17 protein-coding genes are annotated in these 19609 nt (G+C 51.1%); 9 read left to right on the plus strand and 8 right to left on the minus strand.

Annotation, left to right across the window (positions count from 1 at the left end; all coding sequences use genetic code 11):
• The first annotated feature begins 87 nt into the window (after positions 1 to 87).
• The 3 genes from EKM91_RS07715 (at position 88) to EKM91_RS07725 (ending at position 3077) form a co-directional block, all read left to right on the plus strand.
• Positions 88 to 918: a hypothetical protein gene (locus EKM91_RS07715; RefSeq protein ID WP_125752261.1), complete on the plus strand. Its 831-nt coding sequence runs from the start codon at positions 88 to 90 to the stop codon at positions 916 to 918.
• A gap of 234 nt (positions 919 to 1152) precedes the next feature.
• On the plus strand, positions 1153 to 2337 hold the full coding sequence (locus tag EKM91_RS07720) for an RNA-guided endonuclease InsQ/TnpB family protein (RefSeq protein ID WP_125752264.1): 1185 nt from the start codon (positions 1153 to 1155) through the stop codon (positions 2335 to 2337).
• 161 nt (positions 2338 to 2498) lie between these two features.
• Positions 2499 to 3077, plus strand: a complete 579-nt coding sequence (locus EKM91_RS07725) for a hypothetical protein (RefSeq protein ID WP_125752267.1) — start codon at positions 2499 to 2501, stop codon at positions 3075 to 3077.
• Positions 3078 to 3110: 33 nt separating this feature from the next.
• Here EKM91_RS07725 and EKM91_RS07730 read toward each other — a convergent pair whose 3' ends face one another.
• The 8 genes from EKM91_RS07730 to EKM91_RS07765 form a co-directional block, all read right to left on the minus strand.
• Positions 3111 to 5003: a KxYKxGKxW signal peptide domain-containing protein gene (locus EKM91_RS07730; protein WP_125752271.1), complete on the minus strand. Its 1893-nt coding sequence runs from the start codon at positions 5001 to 5003 to the stop codon at positions 3111 to 3113.
• 133 nt (positions 5004 to 5136) lie between these two features.
• Positions 5137 to 6219, minus strand: a complete 1083-nt coding sequence (locus EKM91_RS07735; RefSeq protein ID WP_125752274.1) for an LPXTG cell wall anchor domain-containing protein — start codon at positions 6217 to 6219, stop codon at positions 5137 to 5139.
• 768 nt (positions 6220 to 6987) lie between these two features.
• Positions 6988 to 7626: a hypothetical protein gene (locus EKM91_RS07740; protein ID WP_125752277.1), complete on the minus strand. Its 639-nt coding sequence runs from the start codon at positions 7624 to 7626 to the stop codon at positions 6988 to 6990.
• 175 nt (positions 7627 to 7801) lie between these two features.
• Complete coding sequence (locus EKM91_RS07745; protein WP_125752280.1) at positions 7802 to 9532, minus strand: KxYKxGKxW signal peptide domain-containing protein; 1731 nt, start codon at positions 9530 to 9532, stop codon at positions 7802 to 7804.
• A 366-nt stretch (positions 9533 to 9898) separates the two neighbouring features.
• Entirely contained in the window at positions 9899 to 11203 is a 1305-nt protein-coding gene (locus EKM91_RS07750) for a hypothetical protein (RefSeq protein ID WP_125752283.1), read from the minus strand.
• A gap of 89 nt (positions 11204 to 11292) precedes the next feature.
• Entirely contained in the window at positions 11293 to 12150 is an 858-nt protein-coding gene (locus EKM91_RS07755) for an NmrA family NAD(P)-binding protein (protein WP_125752286.1), read from the minus strand.
• Positions 12143 to 12562 (minus strand): MarR family winged helix-turn-helix transcriptional regulator, encoded by a 420-nt coding sequence (locus EKM91_RS07760; protein ID WP_125752289.1) that lies wholly within the window; start codon positions 12560 to 12562, stop codon positions 12143 to 12145. Before EKM91_RS07760 ends, EKM91_RS07755 begins: the two co-directional genes overlap by 8 nt.
• 111 nt (positions 12563 to 12673) lie before the next feature.
• A complete protein-coding gene (locus tag EKM91_RS07765) occupies positions 12674 to 14122 on the minus strand; it encodes a glycoside hydrolase family 3 N-terminal domain-containing protein (RefSeq protein WP_125752292.1) in 1449 nt (482 codons plus the stop codon).
• A 200-nt stretch (positions 14123 to 14322) separates the two neighbouring features.
• Here EKM91_RS07765 and EKM91_RS07770 point away from each other — a divergent pair, with 200 nt between their 5' ends.
• The 6 genes from EKM91_RS07770 to EKM91_RS07795 all read left to right on the plus strand — a co-directional run bounded on the left by EKM91_RS07770 (position 14323) and on the right by EKM91_RS07795 (position 19598).
• Positions 14323 to 15021 carry a response regulator transcription factor gene (locus tag EKM91_RS07770; RefSeq protein WP_125752295.1) on the plus strand — a complete coding sequence of 233 codons (699 nt, stop codon included), beginning with the start codon at positions 14323 to 14325 and terminating at the stop codon, positions 15019 to 15021.
• Between the two features lies 1 nt (position 15022).
• Positions 15023 to 16393 carry a sensor histidine kinase gene (locus EKM91_RS07775; RefSeq protein ID WP_125752299.1) on the plus strand — a complete coding sequence of 457 codons (1371 nt, stop codon included), beginning with the start codon at positions 15023 to 15025 and terminating at the stop codon, positions 16391 to 16393.
• A 270-nt stretch (positions 16394 to 16663) separates the two neighbouring features.
• Positions 16664 to 17320, plus strand: coding sequence for a VTT domain-containing protein (locus EKM91_RS07780; protein ID WP_125752301.1), 657 nt, complete (start codon positions 16664 to 16666; stop codon positions 17318 to 17320).
• The gene (locus EKM91_RS07785) at positions 17310 to 17981 is read left to right on the plus strand and encodes a phosphatase PAP2 family protein (protein WP_125752304.1); all 672 of its coding nucleotides are present in this window, start codon (positions 17310 to 17312) and stop codon (positions 17979 to 17981) included. The genes EKM91_RS07780 and EKM91_RS07785 overlap by 11 nt, the downstream gene beginning before the upstream one ends.
• A complete protein-coding gene (locus EKM91_RS07790; RefSeq protein ID WP_125752307.1) occupies positions 17963 to 18910 on the plus strand; it encodes a glycosyltransferase family 2 protein in 948 nt (315 codons plus the stop codon). Before EKM91_RS07785 ends, EKM91_RS07790 begins: the two co-directional genes overlap by 19 nt.
• A 13-nt stretch (positions 18911 to 18923) precedes the next feature.
• Entirely contained in the window at positions 18924 to 19598 is a 675-nt protein-coding gene (locus tag EKM91_RS07795; protein ID WP_125752310.1) for a hypothetical protein, read from the plus strand.
• The last annotated feature ends 11 nt before the right edge of the window (positions 19599 to 19609 follow it).

The following is a 19609-nucleotide window of genomic DNA, read 5'->3' on the forward strand; positions in this document are numbered from 1 at the left end:
TTTTCACATATACCAAAAACGTTGCATTATCAGTAAAAGCGGTTATAATGTGGTTTCAATATACATGACGCAAATGGAGGGATAAAGATGACTGATCGCGTCCAAACACTGCGCTTCGTTGGGATCGTCGCAGATGCCAAGCGCCGGCTGATCCGATTTGCTGATGATCATTACCAGCGGGTAGATACCTTGACGTTAGGTGCGTATTATTATTTTGATAGTCATGGGCGCCCACTTGACTGGCCAGCCTGGACTTTGCTGGTTGCCCATAACCAAAATTTCATTGAACATCCCGGCAGCATCGGGATCGGCGACTTCTTGACCGCCTCAGGCAAACTGACACCGGTAAACTTGTCTAAACGATTATCAGATCAACGAATCGTCAAACATCTAGAAAATACGCAACATCGGTTCGTGATCAATCGTTACTCTGCATGGCTCACACACCTAGATCAAAAGCCCCCGATCCTGGCTGCGACTCATCGCTATCTGGCGAACTTATTGGCGAAATTCAAGCACCGCCAGCTGGATCTTGGGGTGCTCTTGACGAAGACACGGCAATATCTGGCGACGAACGCCTACTGGCTGAACTATGAATTTGCTGGATTGCTAGACGACTTGCGCCCAGTCATCAAGAGCACGCAAAATCAAATCGATGCGATCATGCCAGCTGCGTTTTTGATCACGAACGCGCACCGGCTCAAAATCGCCCGCGCGTATCATCGTTTAGAAGCAGACTGGCATCCGCATGGCAATGACCAAAGCCGCGCCGGTGATGAGGCATATCGGCACACGCAGTTTCTCCAAATCGAGCAGCACCACGCCTATCGGCAATTTCACCAGATCCCGCTGGCGCCAGATAACTATTATCACGGGAAAAAATTCTGGGATCCCATCGCCCTTAATCATTTCACCTGATCAAGGAGGTTATTAACAGTAATCAATAACGTAGAATAGTGTGTTCATTTGTGGCAATTAGTCGTTTTGCGGTAATCAAGTGGAAGGCAGAATGACTAAGTGCTGTGAAATGGTAAACTCGTGAAAAATTGCTGACCGATGCATAGATAGATGGTGACGGTTTTCATCATGTCTTGATAGAATAGCTTCATCTTCATTTGCTATGATACCCATAAGCTATTTGGAGGTGAAAACATGTTGAGAACGCACAAGATCCGTTGTTATCCCAACGCAACGATGCGCCGCGTATTGGAGCAAGCATGCGATTATCGCCGCTATTGTTACAATCAGGCGCTTGCCACGTGGAATGAGATGTACGACGCGTCACTCGTGCTGGCAGATAAGACGGCGCGGCCGAACGAACGTCAAGTCCGCAATGAGTTAGTTAACAACAAAGCAGACTGGCAATACGGTCGTTCAGCACGGATCTTGCAATTGGCAGTAAATGACCTAGCGCATGCCTGGGCGAATTTCTTTAACCCGGAAATGCCAGAACATCGCAAGCCGCGGTTCAAGTCGAAAAAGCGCAGTCGTTGCAGCTTTAAAACTGATCGGGCAACCGTCGTCAATGGTAAGTTGCGGTTGGATAAACCCCAGGGCTATCTTGACCGTTGGTATGATATCCGATTAGCCGAAACACCCCGTTGGCGAGGGACTGTTAAACTCGCCACTGTTGTCAAAGAAGCGGATGGCTATTATGTTTGCCTAAGCATCGATGTAAACCAGCCTGAGCCGTTACCGGAAAGCCCACGCATATGTGGCGTTGATGCCAATATTGGTCAATTCGTCTATAACGATGGTGAGCCAATGTATGCAATTCGCGGATTGACCGAGCAATTAGTCAATTTGTATCACCGCGTGTCCTTGTACCAACGGCGGCTCGCTCGCAAACGTCTAGCGAATCCTAAGCACTTTCGTTCTAACAACTACTGCGCAACGAAAACCAAGTTGCAGCGGACTTATCAGAAAGTGACGCGGATTCAAAGTGACCTCTTGCAGAAGTTTACGACGATGTTGGTGAAAGCCAACGGCACCCTCGCGATTGAGGACTTGGACGTTAAGCACATGAAGATGAACCAGCGACTGGCGAAGAATTTACATCGCTCGTTGTTTGGCCGTTTCAAAGTGCTGATGAAAGACAAGGCGCAATGGTACGGCCGCCAGCTGATGATCGTTGATCGGTTCTACCCTAGCACACAGCGGTGCAGTCAGTGTGGGTTAGTGAAAACCGGCGACGATAAACTGAGCTTAACAGGTAACGCCTTTCACGGCACGAAACATCACGAGTTTCATTGTTACGGCTGTGGTGCTCAACTTGAGCGTGACGAGAATGCCGTACAGAACTTGATTCAATATGCTCAGGGGCAGGCTATGTCCTAAAGGTTCAAGAGCCAGTCAATGTTGCAAGGTTACTACCGACGTAAGAATACTGGTGTTAACGGGACCAAATAAAATAATGAATGTACAACTATGAAAGGAAAAATATAATCCTTTACTAGTGTCATTAGACATTCTTCCACATTTTATATAGCAGGCCAAATATGCCCATCATTGATTTTTCACTTGGCGGACGCTTAATCGATGCCGTTTCAGAAACGGCCTATGATTTGGATGGTAATGCGCACACCTACGACTTTACGATCATGCAGATCGCCACGGTCACTGCATTTGATCCGTTTTCGATTTGGCCGCCAGCGCAGCCGACCATTAGGATCTTATTTGATGGAGCGTGGCCGTTTTTAGACGTTCACATCGGCGATGAACTCGTTGTCGAAGGCCCCACCGTCCTCATCTATACCTCGCCTGCCGATAAGGTGCCGCCGCTATCGCGCGCCTTGCGCAACACCAGCCAAGTCATGATCAGCAAAATCCGCTGGTGGATCAAACATGATGGCGGACGCAAAAAAGCGGCAATGACCAAGCTGACGGATCAATTTGTCGCTGCTAAGCTGTCGTTTGACCAATGGCTGCAAGCCCAAGGCAAACTGTTTAACGACGACTTGCCGCCTATCGTCAAGAAGCTAAGCTTTGGCGCGACTATACCAATCGAGCTGTTCATGATTCGTAGACAGGCCATGTTACGACGACTATTTTACTGCAAAAAAAGAGTCATTCACTGATCAGTGAATGACTCTTTTGAACTAGCCTGAAGCTTAAGCGCGCTTCTTCAAGGAAGTGCCGGCTAAGCCGAACAATGCGCCCATCACAGCCACAACCCCAAGTGCTGTCGCAGCAGTGTTGTTGTTGTCGCCAGTTGCTGGGTAAGTTGCAGCTTTAGGAGCAGTAGCAGCGGCAGCTTGTGCCGTAGTTGCTTGAACCGCAGCGTTAGCGGCAGCAGCCTTAGTCGTGGTTGCAGCAGCGCCGGTAGTTGCGCCGGTAGCAGCACCAGTCGTTGCGCCGGTAGTTGCACCAGTCGTTGTGCCGGTAGCAGCACCGGTAGTTGCACCAGTAGTAGCGCCGGTAGTTGTACCAGTCGTTGCGCCGGTAGTTGCACCGCCCTTATCGCCAGCTGGGGTCTTGCCGGTATCGGTTGTCCCGTTGTCGGTCTTGGTCAAAGCATCGATCTTAGCTTGGATATCATCGACGCCTTGCTTAGCGATATTGTAGCTGATGGAGCCTTTAGTAGCAGCGTCCACCTTAGCTTGCCATTCTTGCAATTGCTTTTGCAAAGCAGCCAGCTTGGTCGCGGTAGCATCGTTTGCCGTGTTGGTTTCGACTTTATTGGTGTCAGTCTTATCAGTATCACCCTTATCGGTGTTGCTGTCGGTAGAACTGTTGTCAGTCTTACCAGTCAAGGCCGCGATTTGGTCTTTCATGTTTTGGACACCTTCAGCAGCGATGTTATAGTCCATTGAACCTGGTGTAGCTGCGTCCAACTTACCTTGCCATTCCTTCAATCCAGCTTGGAGTTTAGCCAAAGCGGAGTTGTCGGTAACAGTTGTTGTTGTGTCGTCGCCTTTGTTAGTATCGGTGTTTGACTTACCCGTATCGCTCTTGCCAGTATCTGTAGGAGTGGAGTCGGTGTTCTTACCCGAGTTATCAGGCTTGGAAGCAGAACCAGTCAAGGCCGCGATTTGGTCCTTCATATTTTGGACACCTTCAGCAGCAATATTATAGTCTATTGAACCTGGCGTAGCAGCGTCCAACTTACCTTGCCAGTCCTTCAACCCAGCTTGCAAAGTAGCCAAATCGGCTTTACCAGTAGTCGTTGTGTTGGTATCAGCAGGCTTGTCTGGAGTCTTGGAATCACCCGCGCCGGTACTGTCGCCAGTCTTGGACCCTGAGTTGTCAGCAGATTTACCAGCTAGATCCATCGCGAAATCATAACCCTTGATGAATGATGCAGACTTGCCAGCGGTCTTCATCGCAGCATCGGTTTGTGCTGCTTTACCAGCCTTGATGTCGGCTTGAGCAGCATCGCTGCCTGCTTGAATATCAGCTTCGGGATCTGAAGCGGTTGTCGTTCCCTTAGAAGTATCATCAGGTGTCCCGGCTTGTGAACCAGAGTTGGAACTGCCATATTTGGCCAAGGCAGCATCATAAGCCTTGATGAAGGCATCAGACTTGCCTTCAGCCTTCAACTGAGCATCCGTCTTTGACCCAAATTGGGCAGCTGATTTACCTGCGGCAGTGCCAGCTGCAGCGTCAGCCGTTGCATCAGTTGCAGGCGTATCATTACCATCTGTAGGCGTTGCCGAACCCTGGTCAGGCGTTTTATCACCTGAATTTTTAGGACCCATTGCAGACCCAATATTATAAATCATATTATAATTCGTCTTATATGCATCGGACTTACCAGTCAAATCACGAGCAGGCTTGCCGGCTGCCAAGTCTGCTTGAGCATCAGCCATCCCTTGATCCTGATCTTTTTGAAGTTGGGCTTGTTGTGCTGCAGTTAATGGAGCTTCAGCAGTTGGAGCATCAGCATGGACTTCTTGTTGGCCAGCGAATGCTTGTACGCTGAACAAGGTAGCGGCAGCTAAGCCAGCAGCGATCCAGGTTTTGTGTGCTTTATAAAGTTTTTTTGCGCCATTGCGTTGTGTCATAAATAAGTTCCTCCTAGAATTACCCATTAATCTGAAACAAAAAAAGCCTGACAAAAATCGATCTGATTTTTGCCGGGCTTTTTGTCGGTGAAAATCAAGTCTCTTTGAACGTTAAGTTCTTAAAAGAGATTGATTAGGCGCGCTTCTTCAAAGAAGTGCCGGCTAAGCCGAACAGTGCGCCCATCACTGCAACAACGCCAAGCGCAGTGGCAGCAGTGTTGGTGTTGTCACCAGTTGCTGGGTAAGTTGCAGCCTTAGCAGCAGTAGCAGCAGCGGTCTTAGCAGCAGCTGCGGTTGCGGCAGGAGCAGCCTTAGCAGTAGCAGCAGTAGCTACGGTCTTGGTTGTTGTTGTCTTGGTTGCAGTTGTCTTGTCCGTAGTCTTAGCTGGGGTCTTGGTGTCGTCTTTAGCAGGCGTCTTGGTATCGTCACCCTTTGCAGGTGTGTCGGTGTCAGTCTTGCCGCCATTGTCGGTTGTGTCGGTAGTATCGGTTGTAGGTTCGCCCTTAGCTTCCATTTCAGCCTTGAATGCATCAACTTGTTGCTTGTACATATCAGCTTGGGCCTTGAAGCCTTGCTTCAAGCTGTTTTCGTACTTAGCTTCAAGGTTCTTAAGCGTATTAAGATCCTTTTGTGCAAGGTATTCCTTAACAGTAATGCCAAGTTGGTCAGCCATGTATTCATCAGTGTTGGTGATCAAGCCGTTGGCGCCCTTCTTAGCAGTAGTAGAAGTAGCGTCGTTGTTGTTCTTGGTAGCACCAGTTTGGGTAGCAGCACCAGTTTGGGTGGTTGCACCGGTTTGGGTGGTTGCACCGGTTTGGGTGGTTGCACCAGTCTTGGTGCCGGCGTTTTGAGCATTTACCGTAGCTTGGTAATGTTCAGTACTGAAGTCATGTGTATCACCATTGGAAGCAGCGGTGTTGTTGGTTGCTGCTGGCTTTTGTGTTGCAGCAGCGCCAAGGTTGCCTTCTGTGCTGAAGTCACCGCCAGCAATACCAGTCTTCTTAGCAGTAGTCGTGTCAGTAGCAGGTGTCTTAGCAGCAGCGGCTGCTTCAGCAGCTTCTTGAGCCTTAACATGTGCTTGGTATGCTTCTGTGTTGGTGATCATACCTGGTGTGGAACTAGCGGAAACGTTATTGGCACCAAATGCGGCAACAGAGAATAAACCTGCAGCTGCGACCCCAGCAGCGATAACTGCTTTAGAATTGTGTTTTGTCATAAAGAACTCCTCCTCAGGAAGAAATAATATTTTCGAAGGATGGTGGCTACTATAATCTTATCGAAGACGAAAGTGAACACCAGCCATCTCATCTAAGCTGATTAGATGACGGGGTTCATGGTTCGTCAAAGAAAAAATAATACAATGTTCAAGAAATCTTCATTTTTTGATTTTACGACAAATAGATAATATGATATAAATTTGTATTTTGTAAGCCCAATCATCATGGGTGTCGTCAACATTTTTGCCCATGAACGCCCTTTTTGTCAATGAATCAATATAAAACGGTTGATAGCGGGACTTTTCACCATAAGCTGTATGTCTTTGAGCAAATGCATTGTGCCCAACAAAAATTCCTAATTTTAAGACAAAATCATAAATGTAGATTATTATTATTTCATTTTGAATTTGTTATAAATATGACAAAAAGATGTCAACCCGGATTTTGCAGCCGTCTTGTCAGGACTAAAGTGATCAAATTGCCTTACTGGTGCCCACTGAGCCCGGCACGATCACGGTTCTGTTGATGATTTGAGAACACCTGTTTACAATTCGCTCTTTCCTATTAAACCGGCAGCTGGGACCAACACTCAAGATGATCCTTTGGCTGGGTTAGATAACAAAACTGCCCGCAATCTCCTCATTGGCTGCGCGTGATGCTGGCGTCAATGCCCCTGCCACAAATCCCAACGATTTATTGTCAGGTAAATGCAAACGGCTCTGCAGCTTGATCCTTTTGGATCGCTGCAGAGCCGTTGTGGTATCGCGTTAATAAGCAATGTCGAACTTGCCGTCTTTGTGCACGTAATAAAGATGCTGTTGCGCAGTGCTGCCGTCTTGATTGTTGATGTAGCCGCCGACTTCAAAAACCGGCGCCCCTGCGCTATCCGTGCCTTTTTGGACAAACGAGAAACTATCGACATCGGCGCCAGAATCATTCGGGTGTTCTTTATAGTAGTGTTTGACGATCGCCACGGCCCGTTTTTCGGTGACCGGGGCACTGCTGCTGGATGAAGCCGTGACACTGCTGGCCTTTTCACTGCTGGATTTTTGACTGGTTGCTTGAGCACTCACGCTGATCTTGGCCACACTTGATCTGGCAGAAGACGCCGTGGTTTGCGCCGCTTGCGCCCCGTAGCCAAAATGCGGCAAGACCCGATCATAAGCCAAGACCCCAACTAACGCGACGCCTAATACCAGCAACAAGATGCGCGTATTGACAATGGTTTGACGGGTGCGCCGCCGCCGAATCCGTTCATTCTTGCGAGTAGCGGCATTCACGTACTTGAAGTAAAACCGGATCAGCAACAGCAAGATCAGTGCCGCCAACACCAATTCCCGCAATAACATATTATGCAGCAGCGTGGCGATGATCCCGCCTTGTGCCATCAAACTTCCCACTAACATCGTACGAATGACCTCCTAGACCCCGAGTAACATTGTTCCCATTATAACAATACTTGTAGGCAGGAGAAAAGCACTCTTTACAGATTCACTGCCGATGCGCCGTGCACTTCCCCGCTAATTCCCGAACCATCACAAAAGGGACCAACAAATTGTCGATCCCTTCACTGTCAAGCCGTTACGCTCGCTTTTTCAATCCAGTGCCAGCTAAACCAAAAAGCGCACCCATCACTGCCACCACACCAAGAGCAGTGGCGGCAGCATTGGTATCGTCTCCTGTGGCGGGGTAAGTTGCCGCTTTAGCTGCAGTGGCCGCAGCGTTTTGAGCCGCTTTGGCCGTTGCAGCATTTGCGACTTTAGCCGCTTCTGCGATCGCCACAGTCTTCGGCTTGGCGACATCCCCAGTTTTAGTTGGGGTTTTGCCGGTATCGCCTTTAGCGGCCTTTGCGGCATCAGGCTGCTTTTCAGCAGTCGTCGTTTCCGGCTCAGGCTGGCTTTCGTGGTCAACCGGCGTCGGGTCGGCTTTTGCCGCTAATTTTGCTTTAAACGCATCGACCTGTTGCTTGTACAGTTCAGCTTGCGCCGTAAAGCCTTGTTTTTGGCTGTTTTCGTACTTCGCCACTAATTCGTTGAGGGTGTCACGATCTTTTTGCGCTTGGTATTGCGCAGTGGTGAGGCCCAATTGGCTGGCAATGTAGGCATCCGTATTGGTGATCAAGCCATTGGCCCCAGGCTTAGTCGTTGGCGTTTTAGCCGGTTTTTTATCGGTTTGATCCGTCGGCTTACCCGTGTTGATGCCATTGCCGGCAGCAGAAAAATCTCCTGCGCCAATGCCAGTACCAGCGTCATTGTTGGTAGTTGGGGTTTGACTGCCGGTTGGGGTGATCTTTGTGCCTGCTGGGCCATTGTGAGTGGCGTTGTAGGCATCATTGCCTTGAGTCAAGCCATCCCCAGTCGTTTGCGGCGTCTTGTCATCAGCTGCCTTTGACGCGGCTTCCGCATCTGCTTTTGCTTGCTCAGAAGCTTCAGTCGACTTGTTTGGCGTGTTTTCGTTCGTGATCGGATCAGGCGTCACAAGCTCGTCGGCTGGAGTTTCACCGGTCAAATGCGCCAATTCTCGTTGGGCAGCAGCCAGCTTTTGCTTTAAGTCAGCGATATCCAAGCCGGGAGTGTTCCCGGCGATTTCCTTTTGAAGATAATCGATCGAATCGGTCAATTCCTTGATCTTAGCATCGTTGGCGGCTTCAGCGGCCAGCTTGGCTTTTGCGGCTTCGTCGGCTTGCTTGGCCGCTGCTTCTTCAGCCGCTTGTTTGGCGGCAGCATCTTCTGCCGCTTGCTTAGCCGCATCGTCTTCAGGCGTCACCTCAGAGTCAGGTTGAGGCGTGTCCACATTGGTCAATGTCGCCAATTCAGCTTGCGCGCTGGCCAGCTTTTGCTTTAAGTCTGCAATATCCAAGCCGGGAGTGTTCCCGGCGATTTCTTTTTGGAGATAATCGATCGAATCGGTCAATTCCTTGATCTTAGCATCGTTGGCGGCTTCTGCGGCCAGCTTGGCTTTTGCGGCTTCGTCGGCTTGCTTGGCCGCTGCTTCTTCAGCCGCTTGTTTGGCGGCAGCATCTTCTGCCGCTTGCTGCAACTGCGCCAACTTAGCTTGCGCCGCTTGCAGTTGGGTCTCAAATTGGGTCTTGGCTGGGCCTGTGGCACCAGCGGCTTCTTGCTGCAGATAATCTACGGATGCTTGCATATCTGCGATCGTTTCACCTGATTGACTCGCCAGCTGCGTTGCTGCGGCCACAGGTTGTTGCGTACTTAATGCCTGAGCGCCAAACAAGGTTGCCACCGCAACGCCTGCTGCCAGCCACGTCTTATGTGCTTTGTAAAGTTTCTTGGCTCCGCGTCGGTCTTGCATATTAAATTCCCCCTATTATGTGTTCAACCAATCATCACCATCCTCCAGGTGATTAATAGCAGTATAAATGAATTTAATTTTAACGTCTATGCAAGAAAAAGAATATTGAAAGTGCTTTTACAATTTATACAATATTCACTGAATTTCAAGTACATTCTTTTGTTTTTATATTTAGATTAATATGCTTATTATTTGCTACCAGACGGATGAAAAAACCAAGCCTACCCACGCTTTTTTCATCATCCGCCACAAGCCATTTTAACCGTGCCGGAAAAACACTTGTTATTTTAACTTTTCTAGGCTGAATTATGACAAATAGATAACAAAAGCGCCTGGACCAACCGCGTCCAGGCGCATATCACGTTTTTAATTACCTTCGATTTCATTCCAAATGGTTAACGTCAGTTGCGCATCAAACTGAGCGTCGGTAGGCGTTGGACCAAGAGGAAAATCTTCATACGGTTCTTCAAACGTACAGGTGTAGATCCCACCTTCATGCTTCTCGTAGTAATACCCGCTGTCGTCGGAATTAGCGAGGCCGATATAGTCACGATCGCCATATTCTTTCGCATCTGCATCCACGTCAGCACCCGCTTTTTCCAGCAAGGCTTTGAACGTCGCAAAATCTTTGATCTTCGGGATGATGGGCCCATTAGGATCAGGCCGTTGCGCGGCGAGGTCAGCCGGGACGTTTTCTAAGACATTCCCGTAGGTTTTGGTTGCACCAGACTGGTGTTCATGCACGATCAGCTTGCCATCTGGCTGCACCTTGACATCCGCATATAACTGACTTTTGATCGAATCCGTTATCAGCCGCGCATAAATATCTGCTTGGTAAGTATCTCCGGCGAATTGACCATTTTGCACCCACGAAGACTGCATCTTCTTCATGTCCGGCTGCTGGCCTTCTGCACCACTCATTAAGTATAAGATCCTACGATCAAGTTCTTTGGGGTCCATGGATTTGAGACTATCCAGCACCTTGATCTTGGCGGCCACAGCCGTCACTAAGTTATGATAGCCCGCTGCCAGTTGCGGGTACTTGAGCCCGGCCACCACCGCTTGAAACGCGGCTAAGTCCGCACGGCTGACATCGTCTTTCAAAGTCCCATTGTCGGCGATCTTATCCACCGCCGCCTTTAAGGCAGTCCGTTCGCTCACTTGCGCTTTGGCCAGTGTCTGCAATTGAGCCAAGGTCTTACTTAACGTCGCATTGACGCCGCTAGCGGCTGCTTGGTTGATGGCTTGGGTCGTGGTGCTGCTTTTGATCAACGGCTGCGCACTCACTTTAGCGTCAACTAATGCTGGTGCTTCAAACAGCGCATTCACTTTAGCGGTGGCCGTATAGGCACGCTTGAGCTTGGTCAAGGCCAGCTCATTGGCCGTTGCTTGCCGTTCAGCCTTGGCAGTCGCTTGTTTGGCAGCGGCTTGTTGCGCAGTTGATAGCTGCTGTAAGGTGTCAGCGGTGACGCTGGATTTCACATAATTATGCTGATCATCCGTCCACTTGCTGGCGATTTGCTTGGCCACTTTGTTGTTGCGTGCCAGTTGAGCGGCAACGCGTTCTGCTTGGCCCTGGGCGGCTTGTTGATGCTGCCACCACAAGACCCCGCCGACGATCGCCACCAGGACCACGATAATTCCAGTGATGATCCAACCCCGTTTTTTCATCTTCATTCCCCCATTGTCGCGTTAGCGATGATGGGACAATTATAGCAAAAGTAATCGTGCGGCGCATCAGAATCACTGTCGCGACATGATTATTTTAGTAATGGCACGACGTCAGTGGCGACAAAATCGGCCAATGTCCGCGGCGCGCGGCCTAACAATGCCGGCAACGTCTGCGTGGTCGCTTTGGCATTGCCTAAGCGGGTGATCACATACAACATCACCATCACATTGACAAAATCCTTGGTCAACCCGCGCCGCAGCATCGTCTGGCGAAACTTGAGCAGCCCAGGCCGCGAGTAAGTGATCTTGATCCCGGTGCCGGCAGTCATCACCGCGGCCACTTGCTGATAAGTCAGCGCTTCTGGCCCGGTGATGGTCAACGCTTGGCCCAGATATTGCGGATCTGCCAACACGACTGCCGCTGCTGCGGCGATGTCTTGGCAGTCGATGAAGCTGGTTTTGGCATGACCAGCTGGAATGAAGAGATCATGGTGTTTCACCAAGTCTTCACGGTGAGTCGTCGTGAGATTTTGCATGAAAAAGCTGGGTCGCAAAAACGTATGCGGCAACTTCAAGTCAACGATCAGCCGCTCGATCTTGCGATGCGGCACCATCGGGTTTTTCTCCACGCCCATCAGCGACACGAACACGACTTGCTGAATGCCGTGGGCTTGCACCGCTGTCAAAAACGGCCGCATGTCGTTTTGGGGATCGGCTAATTGCGGCGGCCGCACGAAAAACAAATGCGTGACCCCAGCCAAAGCCGGGCCAAACGTCGCCGGATCCAGAAAATCAAACGGCACAGTGGCCACACCAAGCGCCGTCATTGCCGCCGTCGGGCGATGATGGATGCCAGCCACCACCTCCACCGCGGAGTCAGCCGCTAACAGCTGCACCAGCGGCCAGCCAATATTACCCGTACTGCCAAGTACTAAGACCTTAGTCATGCGCATGCGCCCTTTCTAAAGTCGTCAACAAGTCTGCCAGCTGCTGTTGTGCGGCTGCATCAAGCGGAGCCAAAAACGCGGCCACCGTGTCTTCGGCAACACCGGCACAAGCGGCATAAGCGTGTTGGCCGGCAGGCGTCAGCGTCAATTGGCGGGCACGGTGATCTGCCGGCACTGGCGTCAAAACGACCAACTGCTTATCTGCTAGTCGCTGGACGATCCCAGACACCGTAGGCTTATCCATCCCCACACTGGCAGCCACTGCGGCACTAGTTACTGGGGCAGTTTGGCGGTGGATCGCCGCGACCACCGTCCACTGGCTGATCGTCAGCGCATCTGGTCCCAACGCGTGATTCAACGCTGTTTTCAGGCGCTTGGTCAGGTCCATCAATAAAAATCCAATATCTTCCATGAGGTCCTCTTTTCAGATAGTTAGTACACTAACTATCTATCAACCGCACCTGCGTGTCAACAAAAAAATGCCCCCACTCACGACATCAGTCGCGCTTGGAGACACTTTTCATCAAGATTGACGCCGAATTAGCCAAAAGCGCCCACCGATCACGATCACCACCGCGACTAAAGCAGCCACCGCTTTTGGCCAAATTGCCGGCCGCGCTGGGATAGTGAGCTTGGCTGCGGCCGCCCCAGCTGCTTGTAAGCGCACCGTTTGCACAGCGTTGGTTGGTTGCAGGCGGAGGCGAAAGCGGCCGGCTTGATCCAGCTTTGTGCTGGCGACGGTGTGCCCGGCCACCACCGCTTGCAGGCGCTTGGGGTGCGCCGCATAGACTTGGCCTTGGACGGTGACTTGTTTAGCGGTTCGGTAATGCTTTTGGATGCGGACTTGTGCTGGCGGAAATTGGCTCGCAGACAAGAGCCCGAGCTTGCGCTTAAGTTGTAACACCCGCAACACCGAAGCGGCGACTTGTTGGCGGCTGATTTCGCCTTTATTGACTGCCTTGGCCAACGCCGGGATGCCAGTGGCGTAATCATCGTTTAACAAGCAATCATTGCCGGCTTTAAGCGCCGCGACATCCGCATTCAAATGCTGGGCCTGAGCAAAATCAGTGATCGCATCCATTTCCAGGCCATCGGTGATGATCACGCCATGATAATTGAGCTGATGCCGCAACAAGCCGGTAACGACGCGGCGCGAAAGCGAAGCCGGATAATGATCATCTAATGCCGTTAACATGATATGGGTCACCATGATCGCATCCACCCCTTGGCGGATCCCGGCTTTAAACGGCAAGAGGTCTTGATCCGCCAATTGAGCCAAGCTGCGGTCATCGGCGGCAAAATCAGTATGCGTGTTACCAACATCCCCATAACCTGGGAAGTGTTTCAATGTGGCCGCCACTTGGTTTTGCTGCATCTTCGGGATCACTTGGTGAATATACGCTGCCGTGCCTTGATACCCAAGGCCCATGGTGCGGTCATAGATATAGCTATGCGGATCTGGGGCCACATCTGCCAATGGCGCGAAGTTCCAGTTGACCCCCACTTGGTGCAGCGCTTTTTGCATGGCTTGCGCAACCTGTAAGACTTGCGGCATGCCGCCGCGATAATAGGCTTCTTGTGGTGACTGCCAAGGCTTGCCGGCATAATTGGGACTGCCGCTTAAGCGCGAGACACTGCCGCCTTCTTGATCGGTGGCGATCAATAACGGGATCTCACTGGCCTTTTGATAACCGGCGATCCGTTTTTTAGTCGCGGCGCTGCCTTGTTGAAAATCGACCCCAAACAACACCAACCCGCCGACATGATACTTGGCCACCAGCGCTTCAGCGGCTTTAGGCTGAGCTGGGGCATAAGCGATGAACAACTGCCCTAATTGGCGGCGCAAGCTCATGTGTGCCACCGCTGTTTTCAACGCTGTGTCGCTGATCTGAGCGGCTGCGTGCACTGGCTGACTGGTTCTTAATGTGATCGCCATGGCTAAGCCAATAGCGATCCACCCCTTTTTAAACAACCCGATCCCTACTTTCTGTTAGGCGATGCCGCGCCTGCATAACGTTTATTTTAACGCACCTGATTCGCCAATTGATAACAAAATACCAACGTAAGCGCTAACGTTTGCCGCAGCTGGCGTGAATTCTTTACTTGCTTGCCTGGCAGTGGCAAACTTACTCCAGGATCACAATGCTGCGACACTAGTTTGGAGGGGTCAAATTGCAAAACACCATATTATTGGTCGAAGATGAAGCTGGTTTGGCCGATTCGCTGACCACTGAATTTCAACTGGAAGATTTCAACGTCATTCAAGCCCACGACGGCCAACAGGCGCTGGATCTGTTTCGTGCCAATGAGGCGACGATCAACTTGATCATTTTAGATTGGATGCTGCCTAAGCTGGACGGCTTCAGTGTCTTGCGCCGGATCCGCAAAACCAGTCAAGTCCCGATCATCATGCTGACGGCTAGAGACTATATCGGTGATAAAGTCGCCGGGTTGACTGGCGGGGCTGATGATTACGTCACCAAGCCTTTTGAAATGGAAGAATTGCTGGCTCGTATCGAAGTTGCTTTGCGCCACAGCCAACCCGCCGCTGATGCGACCGCCAGCTATAGTGTCGCTGATTTGAGCGTTAATACCGACACCAAGCGCGTCACCCGCGGCAATCGGATCATTCCCTTGACTCAGCGCGAATACGAATTATTGGTCGCCTTGATCGCCAATCAAGATCAGCCCTGTTCGCGAGATGAGTTGCTGGATACCGTTTGGGGCGTGGATTTTGATGGTCAACCTAATATTTTAGACGTGTATGTGCGCAACTTGCGCAACAAGCTTGATACCCCCAACAGCAGCAAGCTGATCCACACCGTGCGCGGTGTCGGCTATATGCTGTCTGCTCAAGTCGCCGAGGAATAACATGCGTAAAAACAAACAATCCAGTGCTGCGATCATGTTGCGCAGCATGATGAAGCTAATCATTAGTGTCACGCTGATCTTAGGGGTGTTGATCGTGTTGGCAGTGGGGCATCAATTGCTCGAAGCCGTCAGCACCACCACGGCCCACATTACCGCCAGCTTGAAGCAAACTGACATCGACGGTAATGATGATTGGGAAGATTGGCGGCGCAACAACACCTTAGACACCAGCGCCAGTTACGTCATGGTCCACAACGAACGCGCTGATGCCAAGATCAAACGCTACTTATCTCCTAACACCGCGACGATCTTGAAGATCAAACCGATCAAGATCCCCTTGCTGACGCATGTCTACTATCGCCCGAAAGTCGGCTTTTTGTATCATCGTTTGGTGCATGCCCGCGGGATCTATTACACCTTGTGGCAAACCATGGACCCGCAGCTGGCGGTGTTGGTGCGGGTGATCGAAGTGACCGCATTTTTGTTAGTGTTGACCTTGATCATCACGCCGTTGTACACGCAGCGCCTGGTCAAGCGCCTGACTGACCCGCTATCGGCTTTATCTGCGACAACGCAGGTGATCGCTTCTGCCAAAGAGCCTGGCGCGATGGCTTTGCCGGTGCCGGCTCAACCCAGTGAAGTGACTGAATTAGCGACTAATTTTAACGAATTGCTGGGGATGTTAGACGAGCGTCAAGAGCAGCAAAAACTCTTTGTGATGAATGCCGCCCATGAATTGCGCACCCCCATTGCCACCATCCGCAGCCACGCGCAGCTGATCGAGCGCCATGGCGTCGACCATCCCGAGATCATCGCCAAGTCTGTGCGCTATATCACCGAAGAGTCCCGTCAAATGCAGCAGCTGATCGAAGAACTGTTGCAACTGTCGCGGGCAGATCGGCTGGCATTAGATCTTGAAGATCTCGACTTAAGCGCGGCATTGACGACGATCATCCAAAAGGTTGCTGGCACCTTCCAACAACAGGTGATCACTCAGATCCCTGAAGCGATCCATACCCAAGGCAACCAAAGCGCCTTAGAACAAATCGTGTTGAACTTGGTCACCAATGCGGCCAAATATTCTCCGACGGACAGCCAGATCACCATCGCCTTGACAGTTTCAGACCAAGGCGCGCCGGTGATCAGTGTCAGCGATCAAGGCCGAGGCGTGGAAGCCGCCGATAAAGCCCATATTTTTGAACGCTTCTATCGCAGCGACGATGTGCGCGGCACCGTCGCCGGAACCGGATTAGGGCTGGCGATCGCCACGCAATTGGCGGCTTTGACCAACAGCCGCCTCACAGTCGCAGACAACCACCCGCAAGGTTCGATTTTCAGCTTGCATTTACCGCCTGCGCAAACCCAAGCCTGAAACCTAAACCGTTTGCCCTTAAAAGAGATGATCTGCTTGCCTCAGGCATGATCATCTCTTTTTGATTGCCAAGCTGACGGAATCACAAAAAAATTTATTTTGCCACCAAAGTGATTCTTAACTTTTTTCAGAAAAGAACCTTATTCTCCCTTGGATCACAGCGGCGCACTAAAGAATTTTGAGTTTTGCTTTAGATTCCATGAGTGGGTAAGCCCTTGGTGATCCGGTATGCTAGCCCTATCATTAAGACTCACATCAAGGGGGATCCTCATGTCAGTACTGCTGCTTACGACTTTGCTGCCAAATCTTAACCAACTCCTGCCGCAATTGCTCGCACAATTTGGCGGCTTGATCTATTTTGGCTTGTTCGGCTTGATCTTTGTTGAAACTGGGATCGTGATCTTACCGTTTTTTCCTGGCGACTCCCTGTTATTTTTATGCGGGTCACTGGCTGCGATCAATCCGCAAGGCTTGAATATTTGGCTTTTGCTAGGGCTGATGAGCGCCGCTGCCTGCTTGGGCGATGCAGTCAATTTTGAGATCGGCAAACATTTTGGTGCGTATTTAAGCGGTGACCACAAACTCAGCCGCTTGATCAAACCAGAATATTTGGCGCGCTCCCAACGCTTCTTTGATCGCTATGGGAAACCGGCGATCTTCTTAGGCCGCTTCATGCCGATCATCCGCACCTTCGTCCCGTTTACCGCTGGGGCCAGCAAGATGCGCTACCGTGATTTTGTCCCGTTCAATCTCTTAGGCGGCGGCACTTGGGTCACTGTGGCATTAGCCGCTGGTTACTTCTTTGGCAACATCGCCTTTGTCAAGCTGCACTTTGAACTGATCATGCTCGCGATCATCGCGATCTCCTTAGTCCCTGCAGCGTTGGTGGCAATGAAAAATCGCGGAGGTGCCATCGGTGAAGACTAAAACGCAAACCAGCCTGGGGCTAGTGATGCTGGCCTTATTTGCGGCATTGGCTTTGGGGGTACGTGTTCATGCCGCTTGGCTTACTCAGTTGGATGCAGGCGCAAGCCGCATCGCCGCTCAAGCACTCACGCCACTCAACACCCAAAGCTTCAAACTGATCGGCACCTTAGGCAGCCCCGCAGTGGTCATGGCTGCGACCTGCGGATTGTGCTTGTGGTTGTGGTGGCGCCACGCTGTCAGCTTAAGTTTATGGATCGGCGGGCTGCAAGTATTTGGTGCGGCGATCGCTGAAGCAATTAAGCAGCTGATCGCACGCATGCGGCCGCTGCATCAATTGGTCCCAGACAGCGGCTACAGTTTTCCCAGCGGACACACCTTTTGTACCGCGCTGTTTGTCTTCACCTTATTGTGGTTGGGCTTGCCGCGGCTTAAGCGGCACACACAGCAGCTGATCGCCATCATCGGTGGGATCGGGTGGATCGCGTTAGTGGCGATGTCACGAGTTTACTTGCGTGATCATTATGTCAGCGACGTCTTGGCCAGCATGAGTTTGGCCAGCGGCTATTGGTTATTGCTCACCCCTTATGCACTACCGCTTCAAAATACGTTGCGCCGGCTGGTGCCAGAAAGGATACAAACATTATGGCTACACAAAAATTAACGATCGTCGTTCCAGCTTTTAATGAAGAAGAGGTGCTCACCGATTCGGTGCAAAAACTGCTGGCGATCGAAGAAAAAATCGCCCAAACCAATGTCCTCAGCCAACGCGCCGATGTGTTGATCGTCGACGATGGGTCGCGCGATCATACTTGGCCGATCATCGAAAAGCTGCACCGCACGAATTCACGCGTCCGCGGGATCCGCTTTTCGCGGAATTTTGGCCATCAATTCGCGTTGATCGCCGGGATCCAAGAAGCCGTCAAAACTGCCGACATGATCGTCACCATCGACGCGGATCTGCAAGATGACCCGACCAAGATCGCTGAGATGGTGGCCAAATATGCCGAAGGTGCCGATATCGTTTATGGCGTGCGCAATAATCGCGACACCGATAGCTGGTTCAAGCGCACCACGGCGCAAGGTTATTACAAACTGCTAGGCTTATTAGGGGTCCACTTGGTCCCCAACCACGCCGACTTTCGCCTGATGTCCAAGCGGGCGGCTGAAACCTTGCTGACGTATCCGGAACGCAACGTCTTCATTCGCGGTTTGATCCCTAAGCTGGGCTTCACCACCGACGCCGTGTATTACAAGCGCACCCCGCGCATGGCTGGAGAATCCAAATACCCGCTGAAAAAAATGCTGGCGTTTGCTTGGGATGGGATCACCAGCTTAACGATCGCCCCAGTCCGGTTGATCTTGTTGCTAGGCACGCTTTCATGTTTATTGGCCGTCGGGATGGTGGTTTATGCGGTAGTGATGAAGCTATTGGGCTTGACGGTGCATGGCTGGTCTTCATTGATGGTATCCTTATGGTTTGTCGGCGGGGTGCAAATGATCAGCCTAGGCGTGATCGGCGAATATATTGGCAAATTGATGACCGAAGTCAAACAGCGTCCGCGTTACACCATCCAAACCATTTTGAATTAACGGGGGTCAGCCAATGAGATCAAAACACTTGCCAGCGTTTTTACCAACGCTATTAGCCTTATGCTTGATCATTGGCAGCTGCGCCAATTTGCGCGGTACCACTGGCATTGCAGTGGCGCTGCTTGCCGCAGCGATGCTGGGCACGATCAGCTTATTGGCCCCAGCCATCGCCAAGTGGCCGCTCAAATGGATCGTCATCAGCATGCTCTTAGGGGCGCTGGTGATGTTAGGGGTTCAAATTGCCTTAGTCAACGTGATGCCGGTTTCCGTTTACCATGATCCCTACCGCGTCATTGCCCAAGCGGATCACCTGGCCGCAGGGCATTGGGATTGGCCAACGACCTATTTTGGGCGGTATCCCAACAACGTGCCTTTAACCTATTTGTTATCTCGATGGTTGCTGTTGGGCCAACTCGTCGGGTTATCGACGAATGCGGCGGTGCAGCTATTAAGTCTCATCATATTAGACGGGTTCATCGCCTTGATGCTGCTGACGGTTTGGCAAATGGCACACCGTAAAAGCTTGTTGCTAGGTACTTTTGCCTTTTTGGTCCTGACGCCTTTTGCTTACACCTACTACTTGCAAGTCTTTTATTCCGACTTGCCGATGATGTTATTATTGCGCAAATTGCAAGAACAAGTTAGCCACCCCATGGCACGACACCGTGAGATGAACTGTTATCTTTGATGAGTTGAGTT

Source organism: Lacticaseibacillus baoqingensis, assembly GCF_003946165.1.
Taxonomy (GTDB): domain Bacteria; phylum Bacillota; class Bacilli; order Lactobacillales; family Lactobacillaceae; genus Lacticaseibacillus; species Lacticaseibacillus baoqingensis.

Coding starts and splice junctions, on each gene's coding strand:
- EKM91_RS07715 (WP_125752261.1), top strand. CDS start 88: ATGACTGATCGCGTCCAAACACTGCGCTTCGTTGGGATCGTCGCAGAT.
- EKM91_RS07720 (WP_125752264.1), top strand. CDS start 1,153: ATGTTGAGAACGCACAAGATCCGTTGTTATCCCAACGCAACGATGCGC.
- EKM91_RS07725 (WP_125752267.1), top strand. CDS start 2,499: ATGCCCATCATTGATTTTTCACTTGGCGGACGCTTAATCGATGCCGTT.
- EKM91_RS07730 (WP_125752271.1), bottom strand. CDS start 5,003: ATGACACAACGCAATGGCGCAAAAAAACTTTATAAAGCACACAAAACC.
- EKM91_RS07735 (WP_125752274.1), bottom strand. CDS start 6,219: ATGACAAAACACAATTCTAAAGCAGTTATCGCTGCTGGGGTCGCAGCT.
- EKM91_RS07740 (WP_125752277.1), bottom strand. CDS start 7,626: ATGTTAGTGGGAAGTTTGATGGCACAAGGCGGGATCATCGCCACGCTG.
- EKM91_RS07745 (WP_125752280.1), bottom strand. CDS start 9,532: ATGCAAGACCGACGCGGAGCCAAGAAACTTTACAAAGCACATAAGACG.
- EKM91_RS07750 (WP_125752283.1), bottom strand. CDS start 11,203: ATGAAAAAACGGGGTTGGATCATCACTGGAATTATCGTGGTCCTGGTG.
- EKM91_RS07755 (WP_125752286.1), bottom strand. CDS start 12,150: ATGACTAAGGTCTTAGTACTTGGCAGTACGGGTAATATTGGCTGGCCG.
- EKM91_RS07760 (WP_125752289.1), bottom strand. CDS start 12,562: ATGGAAGATATTGGATTTTTATTGATGGACCTGACCAAGCGCCTGAAA.
- EKM91_RS07775 (WP_125752299.1), top strand. CDS start 15,023: ATGCGTAAAAACAAACAATCCAGTGCTGCGATCATGTTGCGCAGCATG.
- EKM91_RS07780 (WP_125752301.1), top strand. CDS start 16,664: ATGTCAGTACTGCTGCTTACGACTTTGCTGCCAAATCTTAACCAACTC.
- EKM91_RS07790 (WP_125752307.1), top strand. CDS start 17,963: ATGGCTACACAAAAATTAACGATCGTCGTTCCAGCTTTTAATGAAGAA.
- EKM91_RS07795 (WP_125752310.1), top strand. CDS start 18,924: ATGAGATCAAAACACTTGCCAGCGTTTTTACCAACGCTATTAGCCTTA.